This window comes from Nonomuraea angiospora (genome assembly GCF_014873145.1).
GTDB classification, from domain to species: domain Bacteria; phylum Actinomycetota; class Actinomycetes; order Streptosporangiales; family Streptosporangiaceae; genus Nonomuraea; species Nonomuraea angiospora.
In genome coordinates this window covers 3029672-3054067 of sequence record NZ_JADBEK010000001.1, presented here as the reverse complement: position 1 = coordinate 3054067, position 24396 = coordinate 3029672, and the positions used below count along the sequence as shown (strand labels likewise).

The following is a 24396-nucleotide window of genomic DNA, read 5'->3' as shown; positions in this document are numbered from 1 at the left end:
GCGTGCGCGGGGCCGACGAGCGAGGACTTGGGGATTGCTGCGGAGCCGAAGGAACACCCCCGCGTGCGCGGGGCCGACGCGAGCTTTTCCCCGGAGGAGGAGGGGCCGGCCGGAACACCCCCGCGTGCGCGGGGCCGACAAAGAGAATACTCCTAAGGCCCGACTATGCACAGGAACACCCCCGCGTGCGCGGGGCCGACGCGCCGATGGGCAGTCGAGCAGGTAGACCTCGAGGAACACCCCCGCGTGCGCGGGGCCGACTGCGACCAGCCGCGCGGCCGCACGCTGACCGACGGAACACCCCCGCGTGCGCGGGGCCGACCGTAGCGGCGTGGCCACCACCTCGCAGGCCTCCGGAACACCCCCGCGTGCGCGGGGCCGACTGGTCGGGCCGGGCCTGCAGGAGAGTGCCCCAGGGAACACCCCCGCGTGCGCGGGGCCGACAGGTAAATACTGTCCTCGCCACGCTGGCGGCGGGGAACACCCCCGCGTGCGCGGGGCCGACTCCGCCTCCCTGCCCAATCCCCCGCGGAAGGACGGAACACCCCCGCGTGCGCGGGGCCGACACCGCCCAGGCGGAGAAGCTGATCAGCCTGGGCGGAACACCCCCGCGTGCGCGGGGCCGACCCCCTTCCGACAAGCGCCGGAGCTTCCCCGACCGGAACACCCCCGCGTGCGCGGGGCCGACACTTGTTCACCTGCGGGTTTATCGGCGGAAGGCGCCGTTTTCCTTCGGTTGTGCAACAGCGGGGTGCTGTTTCACCTTCCTGCGCTCCTCTCCAGAAATGCTGGGTCCACTAACTTCGTCGAGGAGGTGAAGGGTATCGCGGTGTGCCTGGCAGCGATGTTTGTCGGTGGCGATGTACCTAGGGTACGGAGTTGGTTGGGGGCACGAGTGCCTTTGAGGCAGTTCAGGGTGGCCCAACCAGGTACGGTTCCAAGCTCCGCTGGGCTATGCCTTCAGACTCGATCGCAGGCCAACGCAAGCTGGCCAGTTTCACAAGGTGACGTGGGCAGGCATCAGCGCCTTGTTGCTGGACGGTTGTAGCCAGCGCGCAGCAGCTAAAGCCTGTATGGCGGGTTTGAAGGGGCGTTCAGTTGTTTTAGGACGGTTTGGGTTTCGGGTGAGGGGGTGACGCCGAGGGTGTTGAGGCGGGCTTTGAGCTGCCGGGCGCGTTGCCGGGCTTCGTCGGTGCGGCCGAGGGTGGTCAGGAGGCGGATGGTAGATCGAGCGGCGCTTTCCATGTCGGGGTCGAGGGCGCAGGCCTGATCGTAGATCTCCAGGGCTCGTTCATCATGTCCTGCGTGTTCGTGGAGGGCACCGAGCTGGAGGAGGGCTTTGACGCTGGCGATGGTGAGCGGCCAGCGGTGGTCCTGATCGAGCCAGTCGTATTTGAGGCCCTTGCAGAGCTGCCCGAGGCATAGGGATGCGACGGTTTCCAGGGCTGTGAGCTTTTCCTGTGCGTTGGTGGCGGTACGGGCCTCGGCGAGTGCTTGATGGAAGCTCCAGAGGTCGACGTCGATGTGTTGGGGCTCGATGCGGTAGGTCTTGCCGCTACGTTCGATGAAATGGGCCTTCTTGTCGTCAGGGGTGGAGGCGTCGCGAAGGGCGGTACGCAGGTCTTTGAGAGCGGCGTGGAAGCGGTAGCTGGCCAGGGTTTCCTCCAGGTCGGGCCATAGGCGCTCGCAGATCTCCTCGCGGTCCAGTCCCTTCGGGTGAAGGGCGAGGAGGACGAACAGTTCGAGTGCTTTGGTGCGTCGAGTGAGGTCCACGGGTGTGCCGCGTACGTCGATCGCGGGTTCTCCCAGGAGGGTGAACCGTACTGGTTGGGGTGTCGTGCTGGGCGGAGGGATCGGGAGATCGGCTGGCTGTTCGGGGTGTTCGGTGGGCATGCCGTTGCCGGTGGCGAGCGTGTGGAGCACCGATGTTGCGGCATCTGGCGGTAGGTGGAAGAGAGTGACGTTGCGGAGTTCGGTGGCCATGGGGCCGGTTGCTTCGGTGACGTGGCGATTCTGGTCGAGCTCGCAGGTGGTTCCTGATGGTGAGTGGCCGGTCAGTACGGCGCCGAGCCCGAGGTGGGCTGCCGTGGTCAGAAGGGTGTCCAGGTAGGTGTGGCCGTCGGGGCAGGAGGTGGCGAGCAGTAGGGCGGGGAGGGGTTCTCCGGGTTCGGCTTGGCGGAGTTGCTGAATGTCGTCGGCCTCGTAGTCCTGGAGGAGGCCGCGGCGGCTGACGAGTTGTTCTTCGAAGTGGTTGATGGCTTCGTCGAGGGTGGCCGTCAGGTGGAGCTCGGGCAGGTGGTTGGTCAGGGTGGTGATGGTGGCGCCGAACCAGCGTTCGGCGTCTTGGATCGGGATGATGATGCTGGCGCGGTGGGCGTCGGCCTGGGTGAGCAGGTCGAGGATGATGGCGCGGATGCAATCGTCGGCTCCTGAGCCGGTGAGGGCCAGGTTCAGTCCGGACAGGGGCAGGTGTACGGGGTCGTCGTTACGCATTCCGGCTTTGAGCGTGACGGGTGGGTCGATCTCGAACGCCGAGCTGACCAGTTCGAAGTCGTCCGGTGGTGCCGCTTCTGGATCACTGTTGCGGTGTGCTTGTTCGAGCGCTCGTACGGCTGGGGATTGGGGTTCTGGGGCGAGCACGCTGACGGGTTCGTCGATGGTCGGGGCGGGCAGACGGCGTCTGCGGTGGAGCCGGGTGGCGGCGAGTGCGACGGCGATGCCCGCGGCGAAGGAGAGCGCCATCATCCCGCCCTGGGGCAGCATGACCACCTCGGAAGAGGTCGTTACTGCGGCTGGTCTCGGAATCTGTGGCGCAGGCTCAGCAGGCGGGTGGGGCGAGGCGGGGTTGAGAACAGGGCGGAGCGCGATTGTTCCGGTAGCCGGATGAGGTGGGGCGATATCCCGGGAGGAGGGCCCTGTCTCGGTGGCGAGGGGAGATGACGAGGTCCGGAAGCTAGGTGGGTCCTCCGAGTGGTGCGACGAAGGGGTGCGATGAGTTGGCTTGGCTGCGTGCCGTTGGAGGGTGCGGCGGTGGACCGACTTGGTCTTCTGCGTGGCACGTCCGTGCTTGGGCAGGATCAGCCGCCAGCCCGGTTCCAGCACGTCAGGGTCGGTTAGCCGGGTCCCGCCAGGCTGTGGGCGTCCCTTGTTCAGCTTGAAGATCTTTTTGTACTGGATGCCCTTTCCGAGGTGCTGCTTGGAGATGCCCCACAGGGTTTCGCCCGAGGTGACGGTATGCGTCCGTAGCCGCGTAGGCTCAGGCTTCCTGGCGTCGGTGGGCAGGTGCAGGGTGCAGCCGGCCTGCAGCCACTCGCCCTGGGTGAAGGGGCGGCCGTCGTTCATGGTGCGGCCCTGGTTCAGGGCGATGATGTCCCGGTAGCGCATCGGGTCGCCGAGCTGCTTTTCGGCGATCGTCCAGAGGGTGTCTCTGGATTGGACTACATAGGTCACGTATGGCTTCGCGGTCTCGCCCTTGTCCAATGCGGCGGTCGCAGGGTGATCGTGTATCTCCGTGGAGGCCGCGGCGATCGCTGCAGCTGGGATCAGGGCGCGAGGCGCGGCGATGGGGGCGGCGGCGGCCACGGTGATGGTGGTGATCAGGTACGCGGCGAGTCGTTGAAACGGCAGGCGTACCTGGCTGCGCTGGGCGCGGAGCGTGCCTACAAGTTCCACTGTCACCGCGAGGGCGAACAGGGCCCAGCAGGTCCACACCGTGGCCAGCAGCAATGTCTTGATGACGATGGGCTCGCCTGGAGTGGCCAGGTCGTCGAGGGTGGGCAGGTCGATGGGCCAGAAGAAGATCAGAAGGATGGTGGGGATCCCGGCCAGCAGGCCGGTGAGTGCCGCGCCGGCGGCGGTTCTGGCGAGCAGTGGATGACGCAGCCCGTACATCGTCATGATTGTCCTTGTTCGATGCCGTGGAACATTCGCGCGGAGGCGGTGGCTGTGGCGGAAACGGTGCCGATGCCGATCAGGGAGATCAGGACGGTGGGCTTGGTCACCGTGACGGTGATCCGCACCTGGTTGCCGGTCGTGGAGACGGTGCCGGCGTGGCCGGCCGAGGACAGGTAGGCGCGGGCGGCGTTCGCTGCCTGGGCGGGGTCGATCTTGAACTGGCCGCTGGTGTAGGCGTGGCCGGTGTTCATCTGTCCGGCTCCGGCGCGGGCGGCTTCCTCGGCTGCGGCGTAGGCTTCGCGGTAGGCCTGGATCTTGGCGCCGCCGTCCACCATGAGTCCGGCGCACAGCAGCAGTGCGAACGCGACCACTGCGGTGAACAGCGTGACCGAGCCTCTCTCCGCGTTCACGGCTGGTCTCCTCGTGCGCGGTACGGGTCGATTGGACTGGTGAAGCTGCTGGTGATGTTCTTGGTGCCGGGGATTCCTGGTAGGCCGAGGTCGGCCAGGTTCACCTCGCAGGAGACTCGGGCGATCACTGAGGCCGGCCTGCCCAGTGGTGCTGACAAGCCTGCGGTGTCCACGGTCACCGACGGTGCGCATGCCAGTCCTTCACGAGCAAGTGCTGCCCGTGCGCTCGTCACAGCCGCCGATCGGGCAGTGGTGGGATCGCGTGCGAGGGAGGCTTGCCGGGCGGCGTCGCGGGCGGCGGCGTCGAGAGCGCTGCGGGCGAGGGCGACACGGCCCAGCCCGACGACCATCAGCAGCAGCGCTATCAGCGCTGGTGCGATGATGGCCATTTCCAGGGCCGTCGATCCGCGCTCGCGAGTCATCCGCTCGTGGTCCATTTCTCGATGGGGGCGCGGGCGACCTGGGTCACGGTGAGCGTCAGCAGCGGGACCAAGCTGATGGCCTGGCCGCTGACCGACACCTCGAGAGTGTCCACATCGCGGGTGAGCGCGACCTTCGGGTGAGTGAGGAACGATCCGCCGATCTCGCGGATGAAGCGTTCGGCTGTCGCCTGGCCGGCTGACGGGCTGGAGCCATGCGTTCGGCCGGCGCGTAGTCCTTCCTGGGCGGCGGCCATGGCGAGGGTTCTGGCGTGGAACCACAGGGCGGTGTTCATGGTGAGCATGACGAGCAGGAGCACCGCGGGATAGACCAGGGCGGCCTCCAGCGTCGCGGATCCTCGCTCGCGTTCGCTCATTTGATTCTGGCGAGCTGTTCGTTGACGACAGAAGTGATCTTCGTGCCGACGGCGATGGCCAGCAGGAAGACCACGGCGGCGATGATCACCCATTCCACCGTCGACGCACCCCGTTCGGGGTTCTGGCCGCGTCGGAGTAGCAGTTCCAGCCGTACGGCAACGGCGAGCATACGATTACGGATCATCGGTGGGTACCTCCTGGAAACGGGTCAGCCGCCGGTCATCCGCGCGAAGGCGGGATAGCCGAGCAGCAGTAGGAATCCGAGGACGGACAGCGCCATCGGCACGGTCATGGTCTCGGTACGGGATCTGGCCTTGGCGACCTCGGCTGACAGGTCGGCCTCGCGCAGCGACTGTGCCTTGGCCATCAGGGTGTCGAGAATGCTTGCTCCTCGGGTGCCGGCGAGCTGAGCGATGGCGGCCATGTCCGCGAGCTCGGGGGCGCCGATCTCCTTGGCCAGGCGGGAGAGCTCGTCCCACGCGCTGCCGGTGCCCCGGCGCGCGGGGTCCAGCGCCTGGGCCAGCCGCTGGAAGGTCCACCCGTGGCCGATCTTCGCCGCGGACTCCAGCGCCTCGGCCGGTCCTGCTCCTGCGGCGCGGGCGAGCGCGACCAGGTCGAGGTACGCGACGATGGCCTGGCGAAACGCCGCGCGTGCTTCGGCGGCCTGACCGCGGATGGCCGCATCTGGGGCGAAGAACACCGCGACGGCGAACGCCAGGCACGCCGTCCAGGAGACGAGCCAGGGCAAGATGACGCCAAGCAGCGCACACCACGCCCAGAACACGAACGGACCCGCCGCCCCCAAGCTGAGCATCAACGCCTTCTGGGCGAGGTAATCGTGGGGTGTCTTGCCGAGCAACGCCAGATCCGTGTGCGGGACTCGCGCGCCGATCAGCGTGCCCGGGAGCCTCCTGACCAGGCGTGACTTCCAGTCTTGCTCGGGCTCAGCATGTGTGCCTGGCCGGAGACGTTCCATCGCAGGGGCGAGCGCGGGCGGAGCCGGAAAGGCGGCGGTGAGGGTGAGAGCGATCCCGAGGCCGCTGACTGCGCCGCAGGCCAGCACGATCCCGATCATGAGCGCCCACCTGCGGCGTTGAGGAAACGGTGCCCCTTCGGCGGCCTGGCCAGGCGGTGCAGCCAGACGAACGCGCCCGCGTACAGACCGATCACGGTCCCGAGCACGAGCTGCCCGCCGATCGTGCCGAACGGAGCGACATAAGTGGTGTTGAGCAGTGCGAAGGTGGTGTAGCCGAGCAGCGCGCCGACGACCCAGCGGGCGGTGACACGGTGGGTGGCGCGTTCGGCGTTGATCTCGCGCCTGGCGGCGACGTCCTTCGCGACCGTGCGGGCCAGGCGTTGCAGGACGTCGCGTAGTCCTTGGCCGCGGGCCCGGCAGGCCAGGATCAGCGCTGCGGCGATCATGTCGCCGGTCGGGTCGGCGAGGTCGTCGGCGAACGCGCGCAGTGCCTGTTCGGTGGGGGTGCGGTAGGTGAGCCGGCGGGCCAGCGCGCGCACCTCGGCGGCGATCGGCGCAGGCGGATGGTCGGCACTGGAGCGCAGCGCCTCCTCGATGCCCGCGCTGCCGCCGAGTACGTCGGCCAGGTGCCGGATCCAGGCTTCCAGCGCTTCGAGCCGCTCGATCCGCCGTACGGTGTCGCGGCTGGTCAGCATGCGCGGCAGTGCTACCGCGCCCGCTGCGGCCCCGGCGGCGGCGACCGGCCAGCCTGTCAGCCACCACGTGGCAGAGAACGCGGCCAGCCCGTACGCCAACGGCATGACCGTTGCCCGGGTATCCGGCGCCGTGCCGGGCGGGGTGGTCGTACCGGAACCCGCCGTGATCCGGCGACGGCGACCAGTGGCCCCGCGATCAGCGCCGCCCCGGCCAGGGCAGCCAGCCACCCGGTCATGCCCAACCTCCGGTGAACAGGTTGGGGTCGAAGCCGGCCGCGACCAGCTCGTCCATGCACTGCGGGATCGTCTTCGGCACCGCTCGTCCGTCCGGCCCGGGTACGTAGACGCGGTTGACCGCCGGTTCCAGGCCGTCGGCAGGGGGCAGGACCTCGTGGATCTCGGCGACGTAGCGGCGGTTGACCAGCCCGTCCAGGTCGTGGCGGAGCTCGTGCCGCAGATGGACAACGAAGTCCACGGCCATGCCGATGGTGCGGAACAGCGTCTCCGGCGCGATCGCCAGGCCACCCGATCCGGCCAGGATCAGCATTCGGGCGAACACCTGGTCGGCGGAGTCGGCGTGCATGGTGCAGATGGAGCCGGCACCGCCGGTGTTCATCGCCTCCAGCATCGGGACCAGCTCGTCCCCACGGACCTCGCCGACAATGATGCGGCGGGCGTTGAAGCGCAGGGCGTCCTCGATCAGCTGGTGCAGGGTGATCGCGCCGAAGCCTTCGGTATTGCCCTCGCGGGCTTCCAACGCGAGCACGTCTCGGTGGCGGTCGGGTTGAGCGTGGAGGAAGAGTTCGTACTCTTTCTCCACGGTGGCGATCCGCTCGTCCGGGTCGATCTCGGCCGCCAGGGCCCGGGCGAAGGTGGTCTTCCCGTCACCCATGCCGCCGGTGATCACGATGTCCTTGTGGGCACGTACGGCGGCGGCCAGGAACGCGCGGCAGCCCTTGTCCAGGGTGTCGGAGGCCATCAGATCGTCCAGATCAGCGTGGATCATGCCGTGCCTGCGGATCGACAGGCACGGGCGCGGCGTGACGCCCATCAGCGCGGCGATACGCGTCCGTCCGACCGACAGATGCAGGCGCGGGCGGGCGATGGAGAAGTCCCGAGCTGTCTGGCCTTGGTAGGCGGCCCACCTGCGGACGTTGCCCACCAGTTCCTCGTCGCTGTCGGCGATCGGCGGGCCGGGGAGCTTGCGGCCGTCGCGGTAGGTGATCCACACCTGATCGCAACCGTTGACGTCGATGTTCTCCACGTCGGGGTCGTCGACGAACGGCTGCAGGCGTCCCAAGGCGAAGATCTCGTTGTAGACCGCCTCGGCCAGGAGCCGCTCTTCCGGCAGGGTGGGCACGTTCCGGCCGGCCAGCGTCCTGCTGTCTGCGTACTCGCGGACGAGGTCGATGATGACCGCCCTTGCGTACTCCCGGACAGCCTCGTCGCCAGTAACCGCGGCGTTGTCGAGCGCCTCGGTCACCTGCGGCAGGATCTTTCGCACTGCTCTCTGCACGTCGAAACTCACGCCGCCACCCGTTCGCACAGCTTGGTCCCGAGCGAGCGGGCGGCCCGCAGGAGCAGGGAACGCGACAGGTACCGCTCGCTGCCGGCACCGTGCGTCAGGATCGTCGCCGCCTTCGGATCATGCGGAAGGTGGCCGACCACCTCTACGCCCAGTGTCCTGGCCACCTCCCGGCGTCCATAGGGCCCGTCACCGGTCAGCAGCATGTGTGGGCTGACTCGGTGGTTGATCTCCGCCAGACGGGGAGCGAGCGCGGACAGATCTCGTAGCGTGGGCTGGGCGATGACGAGGATTCGGTCCGCTCTGGCCAGCAGCGGAGTCGGTGTATCCGAGCCGCCGATTCGCCCGATGTCGGCAATCACATCCCCACCCATGGTGGCGAAGGTCTCGGCGATGCCCGGCCACAGCGGCTGGACCGACGACACCTGGGAGGGACTGGCCAGTCCCAGCAGGATTCGGCGGTCTTCCAACTGAAGCACCTGTTCGGCCAACGTAGCCGGCGCATCGGCGCCGCGCCTCAGTTGCACCGCCCACTCGCCGAGGCCGCGATCCTGCCGATGTCCGACCAGATACCCGGACAGTACGCTGCCACCAGCGGGGTCGCACTCGGCGAACAGCACCTCACGTGGCCAGGTGAGAGTCAGGGCCAGCCCGGCTGTCGTCACGCCAGGGCTGTGTCCGCCCGAACACAGAACGATCAGCATGGGCAGCTCACCTGGCCCGCGACTGCAACACGATGGCCACCTGGCCATCAGCCGCCTGGCGGGCCAGAGCCGTACCAGCCGCCGCTGGGACGATCAAGTCGACCACGACCAACCCGTCGGCGTCCGGCTGACCGACCCGATCCACCCTGGCCGGGTGATCCTGTGCCGGCCCGTGGCCTGCTTCACCGGATGAGACGGCAGTAACTACGATGCGGTCGCCGGGCTGGATGCCTCTGGCCGGCAGTCGGCCGGGCTTCAGCGCCACCGGCACCACGACCTCACCCGGCACCGGCACCAGCGTCTCGGTCACGTGCGTGGGTGACAGCAAGCTGCCCGCCTTCAAGTCGACTGCGGCGCGCTTTCCGATCACCGTGCTCTTGCCGGCCGCGTCCACGGTCTGGACCGCCGCGTCCACGCCGAGCGCGACCGTACGCAGATCCTGAGCCTGGAGCGGCTGGCCGACCGGCACGTCACGAGCCATGACCAGCACTGGAACCCGCCCGCTGGCGACTCCGTACACCTGCCAGGCCACCAAGGCGCCCAGCGCGGTCAACGCGACGCCCACCACGAGCATCATCGGGCTGCGCCGACCAGGCAACGGACGCACCTGGCCCGCTTCTCTGGGCGGTGAAAGCCGCTGAAGCAGCATTAACGTCTATCCCTCCGTGACGAGCGTCTGGGCTTCGACGACGCGAACTGGGAACGTGACCGACCTGGTGATCGGCGGCAACGCTCCACCTACGCCGCCCGAGCCCCGCCACGTGCCACCCCACGTCACCGACACGCTTACCTGTCGTGCGCTAGCCGGTTCTCCGTACTGGTATGAGCAGGTGGATCTCTGTTGCTCAGCTGGGCGGCCAGGGTCATACGCGGTTCCGGGGCCGTGGCAGACAAGGGTGTGGCCGTCGCCGGTGCTGACAGCCATCCGTTGTGGTGTGGCTGTGGCTTCGGCCCAGACAGCTCCGGTACGCAACCGCTTCGACTTGGCTCGCCACTCACCCTTGGCTAGATAGAACCAATGGGGGAGTCCGACCAGTCCGTCCCGACCACGTGGAGGAGCGGTCAGCACCTGTGGCGGCGTGATCGAAATTCGCTTGTACGCCCGTTGAGCGAGTTGCTCGGCAGACGCACGCGGAGCGCGCTCGTTGTCGAGCCAGACGATTCTCCGGATTCCGTTGGAACATGTGGCCAGGTACCAGGCGCCCTTGACCGGCTCGCTGCTGAGGGTTCTGCCGGGATCCGCGTACTCCCGGCCTACCTTCTGCAGCCCGTTGGGGTACCACCATCGCTGGTAGGTGCAGGTGACCTTCGGTTTCGTGTTGCCGACCGGGGAGACAGCTGTGCGGCGGGGCTTCTCACGAGCCGATATGAGGTAGTCGAAGTAGTTGCGTGACACGCCGACGCCGTCGTCGTCATCGGCTCCGAGAGGCAAGAAGACGAGCCCTGCCACCAGCAGGTGAGTCATGCCGCTGGCGAGCACGGCGAATCCAACTGCTCAACTTTTGCGACACGCCACGCGCCATCCGCCTCCTTGGCGAGGGCGGCGACCATATAAGTGCCGGGCATGCCGTGAGTGAGGTGCTTTCCTGTTCGAGAGTCTGCTTGGCCGCCGTCCCGGCCGTCTTGGCAGTCGTGCACGACCGCTCGGTCGCCCCGGACTTCTACCTTGAAGGTATGGAAGGTGGGAGTCCCGTAGGTGAACCGCCCTTTGGCGCGAAGGGCGGCGATGCCCTTCAACATCGTGCTCAGAAGGGGTTGTGTAACGACCGGCTCAAGGATCGCCATTCGCTCTTCGGGACGAGCATGTTCGGCGCGTGGCCCGACACGGTACAGCTCGCGGTACACGGCCAGGACGGCGTCCTTGTCCGTAGAAGGGCTGGGGGTCGGTATGGGAGTGGCTGTGGGAGGTGCCGCCGTGGCTGCCAGTTTGGGCGCAGAGTCGCTGGCGCATGCGGCTACGGCGAGTGCCACGGCAAGCACCGCTGCCAGGGGCATGACCAATCTAGAACTTGGCGAATCGACCCTCACCAACCAGGATCCTTACGTATCGAAGTTGATTCACTACACACAGTCGCCAAGCTAGGGTAGTCGTCGTCCTCGTGCAGCTTGCGGCCCGGCTAGCCGATCATTACTCGATATTTATGCACTGCTCGTGTGCGGAGATCGGCGGGCCAACGTGTCACGCCATCAGGTACTCAACGGGCACACGGATGACGACCGCGCATGCGACATGGCGGGATGGGAGGCAGGCCCCACTCCTCGGCGCCCTACTGGCGGCCGAGTTCGTGGAGGCGGAGATCGTAGTGCTACAGGCGGGTGACAACGCGGGCGCTCAACCCCAGCGGCAAGGGGAGCGTCAACCGCGTTGCCACCCGCAAGGATGTGGTGATGCTGGCAGTGTTGGCGTCCTCGCCGGGTCTCAAGGGAGACGCCAACACATCACCACACCCCGTCTCATACGTCGTCCCTCGAATCGTCCTTGGTCGGGCGCTCGTGAGGCGATGGAAGGTCATGCGGCATCTCAGGCCAAGTGTTCAGGCGGATCATGAGACCCCTCGTTCCCCGCCGCCAGTTCGACGCACTCGGGACAGGCTCTCCGGGCTGAGGTTACGAATCGCAGGGACCAACCGGAGAACGGCAACGGCCGTGCTTCGACCCCGCAAAGGCCTCTGCGAGTCTCCGGCCGCACCCCGTGCTGGACGATCCTCAGTCCACGGCCCGTGACACCCAGGGGATAAACGGTTTCCTGTGCAGCAGAAACGTTCTCATCGTTCCCGATCGCGGTCAGGTCATCCAAAGCGACCGACCAACGCCGCACCCCGCGAGGCCAATCCCCCGAGTCGCCGTCGAGTCGTACCACAGCGATCCGACCGGACCTTATCAGCGACACGATGACGCCACACAAGCCCTCCAGTTCCAGTCCGCAGGAGCGCGTCATCGCCGGACTGTGCTTCAGTTCCATGATCATCACACGGCTACCCGGGGTCTTCAGGCTTCTCACGATCGGCCCTTGCCCTCTGGGGCGCGATCGGCCTGCACCGTCCACCTCACCGAAGGTGTCCCATCAGCGCGGCAGTCCACTGCGCAATGGCCATCCCGCCGTCCCATCGCGGGCTCTCCTCGATGACCGTGGCCTGCTCTTCCGTCCGGACTCGACGAATGAACCGCGAACTGCCCGACTGCCACAGCTCGTAGTAAAACCCCTGGCAGACGCAAGTCCGCAGAAGTGCGTAGCCGACCTCTTGATCCTGGCTTGGAGCGATCCAAAGCAACTGTTCGGAATGGGGCGCCGGCAGGCTGACGTGAATACCACTGCACCAACGGGACCTGTCCGTGCGCCATCTGGCCGTTTTGGGCAGCTCGCGTGGCGACGTCACAGTTCCGCCCTGCTAAGCGGCATATCCGTGACGGCGATCGAAGCGTTTTCCGTCGTTAGCACCTCGGCCCACATCGTCTTCCAAGTGCGAGATCTCGGACGCACGCCCCATCGGGAGGAGAGATCTTCGACGATTTGCAGGCCGCGCCCGCAGCATTCGTCCTCTCTCGCCAGCCGAGGACGGGGGACCATGATCGGCCCTTCGTCGGTCACCTCTATGCGAGCCAGCGCATCGCCGATCTCTGTCACCACCACGATGATCTGCCCGCCTGGCTGCGTCGATCGGCTGTGGAGGACGGCGTTGCTTACCAGTTCGCTGACCACGACGGTCGCGTTGTCCACGTTCCGGTGCCCTGCTTGGGTGAGCACCCTTTCGACGCAGTGACGGGCTAGCGGCACCGTGCGGCGTGTTCCTGGGAACACCATTTCGGCGAGGAAGTCTCCGTTCAACACGCCTACCTCCGGATCCATGACGTGAATCTTTTTCGCCTGCGTCCTGAGCTCGGGCACTGGCCAAGACGGTTCCATCACCTATTGGTGATAGGTCTGTTACGTTGGGTTACTTGCTTGGTCGAGCGTTGACCTGCTGGCGAGCGCCACAATGGCTAGTGTCCATGAGCACTTGAGAATTGGCAAGTGCCAGATGGCAACTGGCAAACTTGGTGCTGGCTAGCTCCGATGCTGGAAGACTGAAGAGGGTGATCTGATGGCGAACGAAACACGGAGCCCAACCGTGCGACGACGACAGTTGGCGGGCGCTCTTCGTGAGCTCAGAGAAGAACGCGAGCTGAGCATCGAACAGGTCGCCGACCAACTCGACTGGCATCCGACCAAGCTCAGCCGGTTCGAGACGGCTCGTAGGGCGATCCAGCCAAGCGACGTACGGGCGTTGCTGGACGTCTATCAGGTAGACCAAGCCGATCGTGACGCACTGCTCGTCCTGGCCCGCGAGGCTCGCCAACGCGACTGGTGGCAGGCATACGGACAAGCGATCCCCGAAGGTTTCAAGGTCTACCTTGGGCTGGAGGCCGCTGTGTCTTCTCTGTACATCTACGAGAGCGAGTTCATTCCCGGCCTCGTGCAGACCGAGGACTATATCCGAGCTGTTCACCGCGCTACCCTCGTGGACGCTCCCGATCGAGACATCGAGCAGCGGGTGACGGTTCGGTTGACCCGCCAGAAGCTGCTGACAAGCAAGGAAGCTCCGAAGCTCTGGCTGGTGGTGAACGAGGCCGTCATCCGCCGTGTAGTGGGTGGACCCGACGTGATGCGGGCACAGCTTGAGCGGCTACTTGAGGTGACAAGGCTGCCGAACGTCACGCTTCAGGTGCTTCCGTTCGCCGCCGGCGCGCATCCCGCTATGGACGGGGCGTTCCACATGCTGCGCTTCGAGCCGACGGATCCCAGCGTCGTGTACATCGAATACCACGCAGGTACCCTTTACCTGGAGAAGGCGCAGGAAGTGGAGCAATATGCGCAAAAGTTCGACCATCTACGTGCTACGGCACTGTCGGTCGGCGACTCGCGTGCGCTCATCGAGCAAGTTGCTCGTGATCTCCACCAGTAGCGGGCCCGTCCGAGAGAGAAGGAGGTATGGGATGGCAGAGCATGATGATCTTTCCCGTGCCGTTTGGCGCAAGTCTTCCAAGAGCAACGGCCAGGGCGGGGCGTGCGTGGAGGTTGCTCGGAACTTGCCTGGCATTATTGCTGTGCGCCACAGCAAGGACCCTGATGGTCCTGTCCTGGTCTTCAGCCACGAGGAGTGGGACGCGTTTCTTGATGGCGTGAGCAAGCGAGAGTTCGACCTGCCCTCGTAAGACCTCGACGTTGTCTGCCCCGGACCGCAATGCGAGCGGCAGCGTGAGATGAATGCCCTGAAGAGAGGCAGCGCTGACCGCCTCAATTTCAGGCGTGGCGCCTCGTGCGGCTCCCTGTCGTGCGAGGTCGCGTTTCGTCCCTACTGGTTGCGCTGACCCTTACATAGCGCGGGATGCGGTTCACTCCCGTGAGGTGGAAACCCTCCGGCAGCATCAGCTCCCCACCGGGAGAAGCCGGAGGCGAAGATGGGCCTCGATCGGGGATGTAGGCGACGACGTGGTCCACAAGGCCGTCCGCCAGGAAAGGCGCGGCCAGGTCCAGGCCGCCGTCGAGCAGGAGGTGCCGGACTCCACCCATGTGGAGCGCCTTCAGCAGCTCGTGGCGTTCAAGCTGAAATGGGTCAGGCGGAAGAAGGATCGTGCCTGTTCCATGGCTGTGCGGCGTAGCCTCGCCCAAGTTGCCATCGGCGTCCAGGACAGCATCAGCGGTCAGGAGCAGTTCACGAGCCGACGGGACGCGTTTGATGGCGCCGGTCCGTCCTTCGGAGAGCTCGGTGTAGACCCAGGTGAGGACGGGACGGCTCAGGGCGAGCGCGGTTCGCCACTGGCCAAGCACGAGCATCGCCTCCTCGGCGAGCACGTCGGTCTCCACGCTCACGCCCGCCTTCCGCAGTTCGTTCACGCCTCCTTCGCCTCGGGAAGTGGGGTCGAGCAGAGCGATGACCACACGCGCGATCCCTGCGTCGACCAGGAGCTGGCGGCAAGCGGGCGCGCGGCCGACGTGGTTGCACGGCTCCAGGGTCACCACAGCCGTCCCGCCCTGCGCTGCGGGGCCGGCGGCCAGCAAGGCGTTTCCCTCGGCGTGCGCTTCGCCCTTTCGCGCGTGGTAACCCTCGCCGATCGGACGGCTCTCTGCGTCGAGGATCACGCAGCCGACGGGCGGGTTTGGGCTGGTGGACCCGAGTCCGTGAGCGGACAGGGCGATGGCCCACCGCATGGCCTGTAGTTCGAGGCTGGAGGCCATCAGTTGGTCCTGGCGTTTGTGAGGGCGAGCCGGAACGCGGCCACGGACGGGAGCCGACGATGGATGCTCAAAGTCTGCTCAACAGAGGTCAACATGTTGATGATCCTTACGGAACCTGCGGCGCGAGCGATGTCCAGCGCTTCGACGGCCTGGACTGCGGCTTGCTCAGGGTTCCCCAGTCCGGTGTAGGCGGCGGCCAACCCTGCCAGAGCCATACCCCGATCCCTGCGGTACACAGGTGGCAGCCCAGGAATGGCCTTCTCGTCCATGGTGGCAGCACGCTGGGGCTGCTTCAGCTCCAGCCAGCAGCGGGCGCGCTGCATCTCAACATAGGCCGGGGTGCAGAACGACCCGTGGCCGCCTCGGGCGTCGCCATCGTCGTTCACGGCAGATGCCAGCGCGTGGGCTTCATCCAGGAGCCGCTGGCAGATCCGCTCTTCCCCGTCGAGGGCATGCCCTTGTGCCTGCTGCTGGACGATCGCCGTGCGCATCGGCGTGGGCAGGCGGTCGGCCTGTCGGAGTGCGGAGGCGGCCAGGCCGAGTACGTCACCGGCCCGCCGTCCGCTCATGGCCTGCTGGCTGCGCCGGAACATGGTCCACGCGATCATGTGGTCGTCGCCGACCTCGTACGCCCAAGTGGCCGCTCGATCAGCCCAGCGCCCGCCCAGCTCCACCTCGCCGGCGTCCTCGTACAGCCACGCGGCCGACTCGGCATAGCGAGCCGCAAGGCGGAGCACTTCGACTCGATCGGCCCTGCGGGCGGGGACGAGCAGTTGCTCAAGGATGGCGATCTGCTCGCAAACTGCAGGAATGGTATGGCGGGGACCGAGGAGGTTGTCACGCTCCCGTAGATGGTCCAGAACGTCGCTGTACTGCTCCCCGGCAGGCCTGGCCACCGAGCCTCTCACCGGGAGCGGCATCGCGGTCTCCGGGGACTGGCCGCAGAACAGCTCCGCCTCGCTCGTGCCGAGGGCCTTGCAGAGCAGCATGCGGTCGAGGGCGTTGGGTTTGTAGGTGCCGGCCTCCCAGTAGCGGATGTTTCGGCACAAGCTTGCGGTCTTGGCCAGCGGCATGTCCTCGCCAGCCGCCTCCCGCATCAGCCGGGCCAGGGCCTTCTGACTGAGCAGCCGGTCGAGCCGGGCCTGGCGAAGCCGTATCGCCCATTCGGGTATCGCCTGGTCATCCATCCGTGCACCTCGCCGCCGGGGAGGAAGTAGGGGGCGGAAACGCTTCCTCACGCTTCCTCCAGTCTCCCCTCCCGCCATGAGGCCTTACCAGGCTGTGATGGATATGTGCCTGTCCGACGTCACTTTCCCGTGGTCTGGAGTATCCCGTGATCTTCTCTTTCTGCATCCCGGAGATCAATCCGGGCGTACCGAACGAGAAAGGTCGCATCGGGTGTCGAGCACGCCGCCCGAGAGAACCGGCAATTCCTGGGCTTCCGCAACCTCGACTTGGTCGAGATCTCGACCTGGCGTCCTCCGCACGCGGTCGCGGGCGGCGTCTAGGAGGCGCGTTTCCTCGGTGCCGTAGCCGACCTTCAGCCGACGCCGGCCCAGTTAGCCCTGCCCCGTTCAGCCACTGCCCTAGGAACGGCACGGTGATGAACCGAGTGCCCAGGACACGGCCAAGCTGGGCCATGTCCTGCGATGACCTCGTGGCCTTGGGACGAGACCACGTCCCTCTCCCAAGGCCACGAGTCCCACGATCGGGCAGACAACGCCTTCCCCCCGGTCATCCGGCCGCGTCCTCCACGAACCCCGTCGCGGTACTGCGGCCGGTCTTGGAGGAGGCGGAGGGACGCCGGTCACCAGACGTTGCTCCGCCTTCTTCACCCTCGCTGCGATTTACCCGTCGCGCGTCGTCGAAAGTCCTCCGATGAACAGCATCGTTCTGGCCGCCATGACCCGGCCATTCTTCTCATCCACCCCGCACTTCGGCGAGCCGACCGCGCCAGAGCGGGAAGACCTACCAATGAGCGAGGACCAAGAGCAGTCGAGCCCCACCCCCACACGGGCACGCTGACGATTGGAGTGCACATGAGCACGACATCGCGTACCACCCTGCTGATCTTGGACTGCTACACCGTCGAGCCCTCCGGCCTGGGGGTTCCGCCGTACCTGTCCACCTACGCCCGAGCCGCCTACGGCGCGCTGCGCACGGCGCAACCGCGAGCCCGGGTCGCCTACCTCACGATCGACGACGTCCGCTGGTGCCTGAACGGCGGCCAGCCGCATGAGCGGCCTCCGCTGTCGGATCGGCTCACCTACTCGGCCACGGTCAATCGCGAGGATGCGCTGCGCCTGCTCGGCGACGCTGCTCTCACCGTGGTGATCGCCGGGGATGCCGTGCCTTCGGTGCATCTGCAGGCGCAGAACGGTTCGGTCGAGGAGATCGCGCGGGCCCTGGCCTGCACGCGCGGCCGCCGCGTACTGCTCGGCCCGCTGGCCGCCTACGCGCTGGCCGACCCGGCCGCCTACGGCGGATTGTTCGACGCCGTTCACACGCACACGATCACCTCGGCCGACATCACCTCCGGGACCCGGCAGGCAGCACCGTACGAGCGACTCGCCGTCGACCGCGTCGACTACCGCGGCCTGATCGACCAGTTGCGCTGGACGCCGGTCGCCGAGATCGAGCTCTACCGGGGTTGTACCCGGCGCCGCTTCTGCGATTTCTGCAACGAGCCGGTCAAAGCCCCGGTGGTGGACTTCCGGCCGGTCGAGGACGTCCTGGCCGAGGTGGCCATCCTGCACGCCGCCGGCATACGACACTTCAGGCTCGGCCAACAGACCTGCTTCTTCTCCTACATGAACCGCGACGCCGCAGCCATCGAGAAGCTGCTGGCCGGCATCCGGGAGTCCGCCGCCCCTGACCTGGTGACCCTGCACATCGACAACGCCGACCCGCTCGCCGTCGCCGCTCCGGCAGGGGCGAAGATCGCCCGCCTGGTCGCCGCATACTGCACCGAAGGCAACTGCGCGCCGATGGGCATCGAGTCCTTCGACCTGGAGGTCATCAAGCGCAACACCCTCACCTGCACGCCCGACATCCTTCTGCGGGCCGTCGAGCATGTGAACCAGGCGGGCGCCCAAGTAGGCCCCGGCGGGCTGAGCATCCTGCTGCCTGGCCTCAATCTGATCTACGGCCTGCCAGGTGAGACGCACCGGACCCACTACGAGAACCTCACTGGGCTGGTGCGCATCCTGGACGCCGGGCTGCTGTGCCACCGCATCAATGTCCGGCAAGCCCGTGCCTACCCCAGCACGCCACTGGCCAAGATCCAGGAGCAGGAGCCGCCGCCTTCGGCCGAGCACTTCACGAGCTGGAAGGCCGATATCGACCACGTCTTCGACCAGCCGATGAAGCAGCGCGTCTACCCCCAGGGCCGCACAATCACCGACCTGCACTCCTTCTTCGTCACCACCCGGGGCACCTGGCATCGGCGCCTCGGCTCCTACCCCATCCAGGTCGTGGAACGTGACGCCGTCCGCCCGCTGTACGAGGTCGCCGACATGACCGTCACCTCCCACGCGCCCCGCTACATCTACGGAGAACGCGATGGCGCTCCAACAAGCGTCTGACCGCCGCCGCGCGTCCTTGCATCCCTCTGTGCCGCACGTTGGAGTGCTGGTGCCCTGGGCCAACACGGTCGTAGAGGCAGAACTGCCGCAGTGGGGACGCGGACGGACCGTGTGGCACTACGCCCGTCTGGTGCCCGCCCACGGTGGCACGGCGCTGGATGAGGATTTCCTGTCCGGCCTGATCGAAGCCGTCCCCGGGGCGCTCCACCAGCTGTCCCGGCTATCGCTCGAGCTTTCCTACCTGGCGTGCACGTCGGCGGCCTTCACCCAGCTCGGCCGCCTCGCCGACGTCACGGCTGGTTCTCAGGTGCGTGTGGTCAGCGCGTTCGAGGCGATTCTGGCCCAGCTCCAGAAGCACGGGGCGCGGAAGATCGCGCTAATCACGCCCTATCCACGCGAGATCACGGAGGTCGAGGTCACCCAATTCGCCGAGCGGGGCGTCCTTGTCACGGGCTCGGCGAGCCTCGGCCTGGCCGATGGATACGCCGAGGTCACCCTCAACCAACAGGCTGCGCTCGTGGATCAGTTGGGAAAGGAGGCACTACGACAAGCGGACGCGATCGTACTGTCCTGTACAGGCTGGCCCACCCAGGCCGCGATCAGGATGCTGCGGCGCCGGCTGGGACGGCTCGTAACCTCCTCGAACGCCGCCATAGCCCAGCACGCCCTCGGGAGTACCCGTGAACACCACCGATGAGACCTCCGAACTCGCCCCCCGCCTGTACGACCTGGTCACGGTCGTCAGCGCGCAGGAGGAGGTGAAGGCGGCGGTCGAGGCCAACCACGACAACAACCAGTGGTGGCCCCTGCACGTGGACGACTGGCGGATACGGATGCTCGTGGCCGGATGGAGCACTCGTGTTTCCTACGCCATGGTCGACGTCTACGCCGAGGTGGTGAAGAAGGCCGACGCCTATGGCTGGGACGAACTCATCAACTTCCAGGACTCCGAGGTCGTCGAACTCATCCGCCCAATCGGCCTGGCAGACGCCCGCGTCCGCTACCTCCGCTCTCTGGAGACCTTCGTCGCCATGTCGGAGGCCTGCGGCCGGCGCCCGGTCACCATGCCGGCCGACGCGTTCATCGAGGCATTCGCCGCCGAGGTGAACGGCGCCTCCTACAAGGTCGCCCAGTGCGCCGCCCTCTACGCCCGCGGCTACCACTGCGGCATCATCCCCGTCGACTCCGGCATGGTCGGCAAGCTCGCTCCGCTCCTCGGGATAGAGGTGGGCAGTGGGACGTTCGCCCACGAGCGGATGCGGCTCCTGCTGGAGGCTTGCGCCGCCGCCGACGCCTCCCGCTACCGGGACCTCATCACCACCCGCGGGTACCGGGTCACCATTCCCGACCAGTCAACGCCCACGTGGTGGCTGCACCTGGTCCTGATCTACTTCAAACGCCTGTTCCTCAACCCTCCGACCAGCCCGAGAGTGTGCGCCAACCGGCCCGCCTGCTCCACCGTCCTCGACTGCGACCATCCGCCCCGACGGCGGAGGTAGCCAGGTGCCCTGTCTCGGCGTGATCGGCAACATCTCGATCGACACCACCCGCTACCCCGACGGCCGCACCTACGCCCTGATCGGCGGCGCCGCATTACACGTCGCCCTTGCCGCCGCCCGAGCCGGAACGCCCGCTCGCCCCGTCGCGGTCATCGGCGCAGATCTCACCCGCCTGCACGCTCGCCCCTGGCCCAAGAAGCTCGATCTCTCCCATGTGACCACCGCGGCTGGCGCATCTTGCCGGTTCGACATCACCTACAGCACGGATGGCCAGGTCGTCGGACTGACCGCCGCATACGGCTGCGCCACAGCTCTCACCGCTCACGTACTGGACGTGCTGGACGGATCAGCCTGCGATCACTGGCACATATGCTGCCGCCGCCCCTTGGACGTCAGACCGGTCCTGGAGCAGCTCGTGATGGCGGGGCATCCGTTCAGCCTGGACTTCCACCTTGCCTCCGCAGCAGAGCAGATCCATGCGGCCACAAACGCCTTGCCGCACGCTGTGGCGGTGTTCGTCAACGCCGCCGAGTACCGGATCCTGGACGATCTGGTCGCCGTGAACGAGCTGGCCACCGTAGTCGTCTCCGATGGGTCGGGCGCAGTCGTACTGCTGCGCCACGGTCGCGCGATCGACACCGAATTACCGCAAGGCGGCCCAGTGACGGAGGTGACCGGCGCCGGGGACACCCTCGCCGGCGCCTACCTGGCCGACATCCTCCAAGGCTCGACGGAACAGGAAGCGCTCGCGTCGGCCGTGACCGCTGCCACCCACCAAGCTCGTGACCCAGGCCTGCCATACGAATCCCCATGATCACAGGGAGGCTCTACCGTGGCGCTCTACTACGTGGCCCACCGTCTGTTCGCCGCCCATGACCGCGCCTTGGGCGCCTACATCGCCCACCACCTCGCCCGCCGCTTCGGGCCGGACGCCGTGTTCCTTCCCTTCTGCGACACCGACGAGGAAAACCTCAACCACCCCTGCAAGGGTCGGCGCCTGTTCGAACTGGACAGCGAACGCCTGGCCCGGATCAACGCCATGGTCGCTATCCTGCACGGCCCGAGCCTCGACGACGGCGTTTGCATGGAAATTGGCTACGCCGCCGGTCGGGGCGTTCCCATCCTCGCGGTCACCACCGATTTCCAGTCATACGGCCCCACTGCGGACACCGCGCTACGCTTACCGTTCCCTGACCCGCTCTTCCAGCACGTGGTGAGCCGAGTCATCTCCGTGCCCCAACTCGGTCCCCCGGGCGGTGAGGATGCTCGGTTCGAGCGTTTCCTCACCCAGAACCTTCACACCGTCACCTGCGCAGCCATCGAGGCAGTTCACGCTCTGACGAGCGAGCTAACAGCACGCCCCGCCCTGCCGCCTGCCACCGTCAACGACCGGCGGCTGGCCTATCTGGAGCCTCCTCTGTACGGAGATGGGGGCTGGACGGCTCGGGTTTCCGATGCTCTACGTGCCCATGGGTTCGCCACCTACCACGCTGGGAGGTTCACCAACGCCGCGGCGGATCCGGCCCTGACGGCCGCAGACGATTGGACCGCCCTGGCACAGGCAAGCCTCGCCGTGGTGGACGTTCGCGGACCCGAGACACCTCCCGGCGCGGCGTTGGTCATCGGCGCCTGCGCGGCCACCGGCCGTCCCGTCTTCGCCCCTGAGCCCGATTGCTGGTGGACCTTCGCCCACGGCCGTGAGCCCAACTACCGCAACCTCATGATCCAGTACGGCCTGACCGGCACCTTCAGCGATCTCGACGAACTCGCGAAACGCCTGGAGACCTGATGGCAGCCAATCTCGCAATGTGGGCCGACCGCTACGAGGTGATCATCTTGGAGGGCTGCGACGGGGTGGGCAAAACGACCTACGCCACGGCGCTCGCCACCACATACGGCTACCGGCGGGTGCATGCCGATCGCACCCCCGAGGGAGCGGATCTCTTCCAGCGCCACCAGGCCATCTTGGCCCTGGCCGGCCGGTTGGTCCTGGATCGCAGTTTCATCAGCGAACTGGTCTACGGCCCGCTACTGCACGGCCGCTGCCGCCTCACCTCGTCGCAGACCGCCGCGTTACTCGGCATGGTGGCCGTCCGCCGAGGTGTCCTCGTCCATCTCACCGCCAGGCCGGAACACATCCATGCCCGTCTTCTCGCCCGCGACGGGACGGCACCCACCCTCGACGAACTGCGGCTGCTCACGGCCCGATATTTCACGGTCTTTGCGGACCTGGCGAGGTATACGGAAGTCCTCATCGTGGACAACGAACAAGCCGCCTGACGCGACGTACGAGAGAAGCCGTTCGCCTGACCGACGGAACGATGGCCGCTAGGCTCACAGCCTGTCCGTCATCCTCACAGAGCCCATGAGGCTCCACGGCCACAGGAGAATCGGGTGCACCTCCGAGACGTCCAGAAGAGGGCCTGGGAGAACAAGCTGGCCAAGGGGTTCAACACCTCCGACATACCCTTGGAGTTCGCCCTTGCCCACGGCGAACTGTCCGAAGCCTTCGAAGCGGCCCGCAAGCACCCCGAGACCCTTGGCGAGGAACTCGCCGATGTCCTGATCTTCCTGACCAGCATCGCGGAGATGTCCGGCGTCGACCTCGATTCGGCTGTTGAGGCCAAGATGGCGAAGAACGAGGCCCGCCGATATGAGCGCGGTGCCAATGGAACCTTGATCAAGGTTGGCGAAGAAACCCAGCAGGGTTGAGAGCCGAAACGTCGAACGCCAGCAGCTGTGTAGCGGGCTCGTTCCACACCTCGGACGAGCGAAGCGGCTGCGTTCACTGATGCCCTTCTAGTGGTCACAGTGTGTGATGGGTTATTTGTCAGTGTCGATAGGCCGCAGGAGATCCGGCAAATTTCCGCTGCTGAGAACCCTGACCTTACCGACCATGAGCGAGGGCAATCGCGTGCGCCAACTGCGCAACGTCGAGGACATTCATTCGTGATGAGCCTCTGGGATTCAGATGGGCGGACCGACACGTTCTGGCTGGCAAGGCGCCGCCTGTGCAACCCGTCTTCAGATCGCCGTGAAGGCGGCTGCCACTTCTTCCCGGTGCTCGGCACACCACGCCAGCAACCGCTCCGTCGGGACGACCAGCTCGGCAGCGCCGCGGTTGCCCCGGTTGTAGTGGAAGTCCAACTGCCAGAAGCTCGTCATACGTCTCCACCACAACCGGTCGAGACCGTCCGCCACTTCCTCTGAGCGCAGCGGTATCAGGTGGCGGTAGCCGGCGACGAACGCGCTGACGCGTTCCAGATCCAAGAGGCCTTCCTCGGACATGAACTGGACCATCGCCGTACGGGTGACTTCTTCAGCGAACGTCCGGACCTGGATGCGGTCCCAGTCCAGCACCGCTGCGATCTCCCCGTCGTGCCACAGAAGGTTGCGGTACTGCAGATCGCCGTGGGTCCACCCGGCTGGCCCGGCAGGGGAGTCACTGGCGGGCCGTCGCTCTCCGTACTCCTGGAGCAGGATCTTCCGCTGCTCCAGCAGCTCGGCCACGGTCACGTCGAACGGCAGCCGTACCTCAAGGGAGGAGATCAGCCGCAGGTAGCGGTCCGCTTCGGCGATGGCGGCACTCTGGCCGGTGACCTTGGAACGCGGAGCGGCGGTCACCCGGGCCAGGCCAGATCCTGGCGGGAGGCTGTTCAGCCGGTGGTGGATGTGCCCGGCCAGCTTGCCCAATCGGCCGGCCTGCTCCAGCGACAGCTCCGGGCCCGGCAGGTGGGAGCCTTTAGCCCAAGGGAGGAGACAGTAGCCGCGGCCGGCTGCTTCCACGACGATGTCACCGCCAATGCTCATCTCGGGTACGCAAGCGGGAACTCCGTCCACGGCGAGCATGGCCTGAACGCGCAGGTTGCGTCGTGCCATGTCCAGCGGCACGTCCAGGATCTGCTTCAACGCGTACGTTCCGCGGCCGGTGCGGACACGCCAGTTGCGGTTCATCATCCCGGCGGGGAGATACGTCAGATCCTCGGCGTTGAGGATGCCCAGACCGAACGCCTCCTGAATGACAGCAAGGTCATCGGTGATGTCAGGGTAGATCCTCTGGGTGTCGTCGGTCACGTCAAGCAACGTACGCGACTG

The 24396-nt window shown here is 66.7% G+C and carries 24 protein-coding genes and 1 CRISPR repeat array (1 of these 25 running past the window's edge); of the genes, 9 read left to right on the top strand and 15 right to left on the bottom strand.

The genetic code is table 11. From position 1 onward, the window contains the following. Positions 1-688: a CRISPR direct-repeat array (repeat unit 28 nt; unit sequence GGAACACCCCCGCGTGCGCGGGGCCGAC) (it extends 746 nt beyond the left edge of the window). Between the two features lie 374 nt (positions 689-1062). From H4W80_RS13945 to H4W80_RS13890, 12 genes are all read right to left on the bottom strand, one after another. Next, complete coding sequence (locus H4W80_RS13945; RefSeq protein ID WP_192785480.1) at positions 1063-3897, bottom strand: AfsR/SARP family transcriptional regulator; 2835 nt, start codon at positions 3895-3897, stop codon at positions 1063-1065. Then, the gene (locus H4W80_RS13940) at positions 3894-4304 is read right to left on the bottom strand and encodes a pilus assembly protein TadG-related protein (RefSeq protein ID WP_192785479.1); all 411 of its coding nucleotides are present in this window, start codon (positions 4302-4304) and stop codon (positions 3894-3896) included. The genes H4W80_RS13945 and H4W80_RS13940 overlap by 4 nt, the downstream gene beginning before the upstream one ends. Further along, on the bottom strand, positions 4301-4741 hold the full coding sequence (locus H4W80_RS13935; RefSeq protein WP_192785478.1) for a TadE family protein: 441 nt from the start codon (positions 4739-4741) through the stop codon (positions 4301-4303). The genes H4W80_RS13940 and H4W80_RS13935 overlap by 4 nt, the downstream gene beginning before the upstream one ends. Further along, positions 4723-5100: a TadE family protein gene (locus tag H4W80_RS13930; RefSeq protein ID WP_192785477.1), complete on the bottom strand. Its 378-nt coding sequence runs from the start codon at positions 5098-5100 to the stop codon at positions 4723-4725. The genes H4W80_RS13935 and H4W80_RS13930 overlap by 19 nt, the downstream gene beginning before the upstream one ends. Next, positions 5097-5285 (bottom strand): hypothetical protein, encoded by a 189-nt coding sequence (locus H4W80_RS13925; protein WP_192785476.1) that lies wholly within the window; start codon positions 5283-5285, stop codon positions 5097-5099. Before H4W80_RS13925 ends, H4W80_RS13930 begins: the two co-directional genes overlap by 4 nt. A 24-nt stretch (positions 5286-5309) precedes the next feature. Next, positions 5310-6176, bottom strand: coding sequence for a type II secretion system F family protein (locus H4W80_RS13920; RefSeq protein ID WP_192785475.1), 867 nt, complete (start codon positions 6174-6176; stop codon positions 5310-5312). Next, on the bottom strand, positions 6173-6877 hold the full coding sequence (locus H4W80_RS13915) for a type II secretion system F family protein (protein WP_192785474.1): 705 nt from the start codon (positions 6875-6877) through the stop codon (positions 6173-6175). The genes H4W80_RS13920 and H4W80_RS13915 overlap by 4 nt, the downstream gene beginning before the upstream one ends. Before the next feature lie 127 nt (positions 6878-7004). Next, entirely contained in the window at positions 7005-8276 is a 1272-nt protein-coding gene (locus H4W80_RS13910) for a TadA family conjugal transfer-associated ATPase (RefSeq protein WP_192785473.1), read from the bottom strand. 20 nt (positions 8277-8296) lie between these two features. Then, positions 8297-9001, bottom strand: coding sequence for a CpaE/TadZ family protein (locus tag H4W80_RS13905; protein ID WP_192785472.1), 705 nt, complete (start codon positions 8999-9001; stop codon positions 8297-8299). 7 nt (positions 9002-9008) lie between these two features. Beyond that, the gene (locus H4W80_RS13900; protein ID WP_192785471.1) at positions 9009-9599 is read right to left on the bottom strand and encodes an SAF domain-containing protein; all 591 of its coding nucleotides are present in this window, start codon (positions 9597-9599) and stop codon (positions 9009-9011) included. Between the two features lie 863 nt (positions 9600-10462). After that, on the bottom strand, positions 10463-10846 hold the full coding sequence (locus tag H4W80_RS13895) for a hypothetical protein (RefSeq protein WP_192785470.1): 384 nt from the start codon (positions 10844-10846) through the stop codon (positions 10463-10465). A gap of 1528 nt (positions 10847-12374) precedes the next feature. Further along, positions 12375-12848: an ATP-binding protein gene (locus H4W80_RS13890; protein ID WP_192785469.1), complete on the bottom strand. Its 474-nt coding sequence runs from the start codon at positions 12846-12848 to the stop codon at positions 12375-12377. 235 nt (positions 12849-13083) lie between these two features. Here H4W80_RS13890 and H4W80_RS13885 point away from each other — a divergent pair, with 235 nt between their 5' ends. Together H4W80_RS13885 and H4W80_RS13880 are read left to right on the top strand one after the other, a co-directional pair. Then, entirely contained in the window at positions 13084-13944 is an 861-nt protein-coding gene (locus tag H4W80_RS13885) for a helix-turn-helix domain-containing protein (RefSeq protein ID WP_192785468.1), read from the top strand. Positions 13945-13975: 31 nt separating this feature from the next. Continuing rightward, positions 13976-14194, top strand: coding sequence for a DUF397 domain-containing protein (locus tag H4W80_RS13880; RefSeq protein WP_192785467.1), 219 nt, complete (start codon positions 13976-13978; stop codon positions 14192-14194). An 88-nt stretch (positions 14195-14282) separates the two neighbouring features. Here H4W80_RS13880 and H4W80_RS13875 read toward each other — a convergent pair whose 3' ends face one another. Both H4W80_RS13875 and H4W80_RS13870 read right to left on the bottom strand, forming a co-directional pair. Then, the gene (locus H4W80_RS13875; protein ID WP_192785466.1) at positions 14283-15218 is read right to left on the bottom strand and encodes a bifunctional diaminohydroxyphosphoribosylaminopyrimidine deaminase/5-amino-6-(5-phosphoribosylamino)uracil reductase RibD; all 936 of its coding nucleotides are present in this window, start codon (positions 15216-15218) and stop codon (positions 14283-14285) included. After that, positions 15218-16405 carry a helix-turn-helix domain-containing protein gene (locus tag H4W80_RS13870; protein WP_192785465.1) on the bottom strand — a complete coding sequence of 396 codons (1188 nt, stop codon included), beginning with the start codon at positions 16403-16405 and terminating at the stop codon, positions 15218-15220. The genes H4W80_RS13875 and H4W80_RS13870 overlap by 1 nt, the downstream gene beginning before the upstream one ends. 852 nt (positions 16406-17257) lie before the next feature. Here H4W80_RS13870 and H4W80_RS13865 point away from each other — a divergent pair. The 7 genes from H4W80_RS13865 to H4W80_RS13835 all read left to right on the top strand — a co-directional run bounded on the left by H4W80_RS13865 (position 17258) and on the right by H4W80_RS13835 (position 23013). Further along, a complete protein-coding gene (locus H4W80_RS13865; protein WP_192785464.1) occupies positions 17258-18802 on the top strand; it encodes a radical SAM protein in 1545 nt (514 codons plus the stop codon). Positions 18803-18851: 49 nt separating this feature from the next. Then, a complete protein-coding gene (locus H4W80_RS13860) occupies positions 18852-19499 on the top strand; it encodes an aspartate racemase/maleate isomerase family protein (RefSeq protein ID WP_192785463.1) in 648 nt (215 codons plus the stop codon). Then, positions 19483-20301: a hypothetical protein gene (locus H4W80_RS13855; RefSeq protein WP_225963431.1), complete on the top strand. Its 819-nt coding sequence runs from the start codon at positions 19483-19485 to the stop codon at positions 20299-20301. The genes H4W80_RS13860 and H4W80_RS13855 overlap by 17 nt, the downstream gene beginning before the upstream one ends. 19 nt (positions 20302-20320) lie before the next feature. After that, positions 20321-21115 carry a PfkB family carbohydrate kinase gene (locus H4W80_RS13850; protein WP_192785462.1) on the top strand — a complete coding sequence of 265 codons (795 nt, stop codon included), beginning with the start codon at positions 20321-20323 and terminating at the stop codon, positions 21113-21115. A gap of 18 nt (positions 21116-21133) precedes the next feature. Beyond that, positions 21134-22090: a nucleoside 2-deoxyribosyltransferase gene (locus tag H4W80_RS13845; protein ID WP_192785461.1), complete on the top strand. Its 957-nt coding sequence runs from the start codon at positions 21134-21136 to the stop codon at positions 22088-22090. After that, positions 22090-22581: a hypothetical protein gene (locus H4W80_RS13840; RefSeq protein WP_192785460.1), complete on the top strand. Its 492-nt coding sequence runs from the start codon at positions 22090-22092 to the stop codon at positions 22579-22581. The genes H4W80_RS13845 and H4W80_RS13840 overlap by 1 nt, the downstream gene beginning before the upstream one ends. A gap of 114 nt (positions 22582-22695) precedes the next feature. After that, positions 22696-23013 (top strand): MazG nucleotide pyrophosphohydrolase domain-containing protein, encoded by a 318-nt coding sequence (locus tag H4W80_RS13835; RefSeq protein ID WP_192785459.1) that lies wholly within the window; start codon positions 22696-22698, stop codon positions 23011-23013. 312 nt (positions 23014-23325) lie between these two features. Here H4W80_RS13835 and H4W80_RS13830 read toward each other — a convergent pair whose 3' ends face one another. Continuing rightward, on the bottom strand, positions 23326-24375 hold the full coding sequence (locus H4W80_RS13830) for a phosphotransferase (RefSeq protein ID WP_192785458.1): 1050 nt from the start codon (positions 24373-24375) through the stop codon (positions 23326-23328). Positions 24376-24396: the final 21 nt, after the last annotated feature.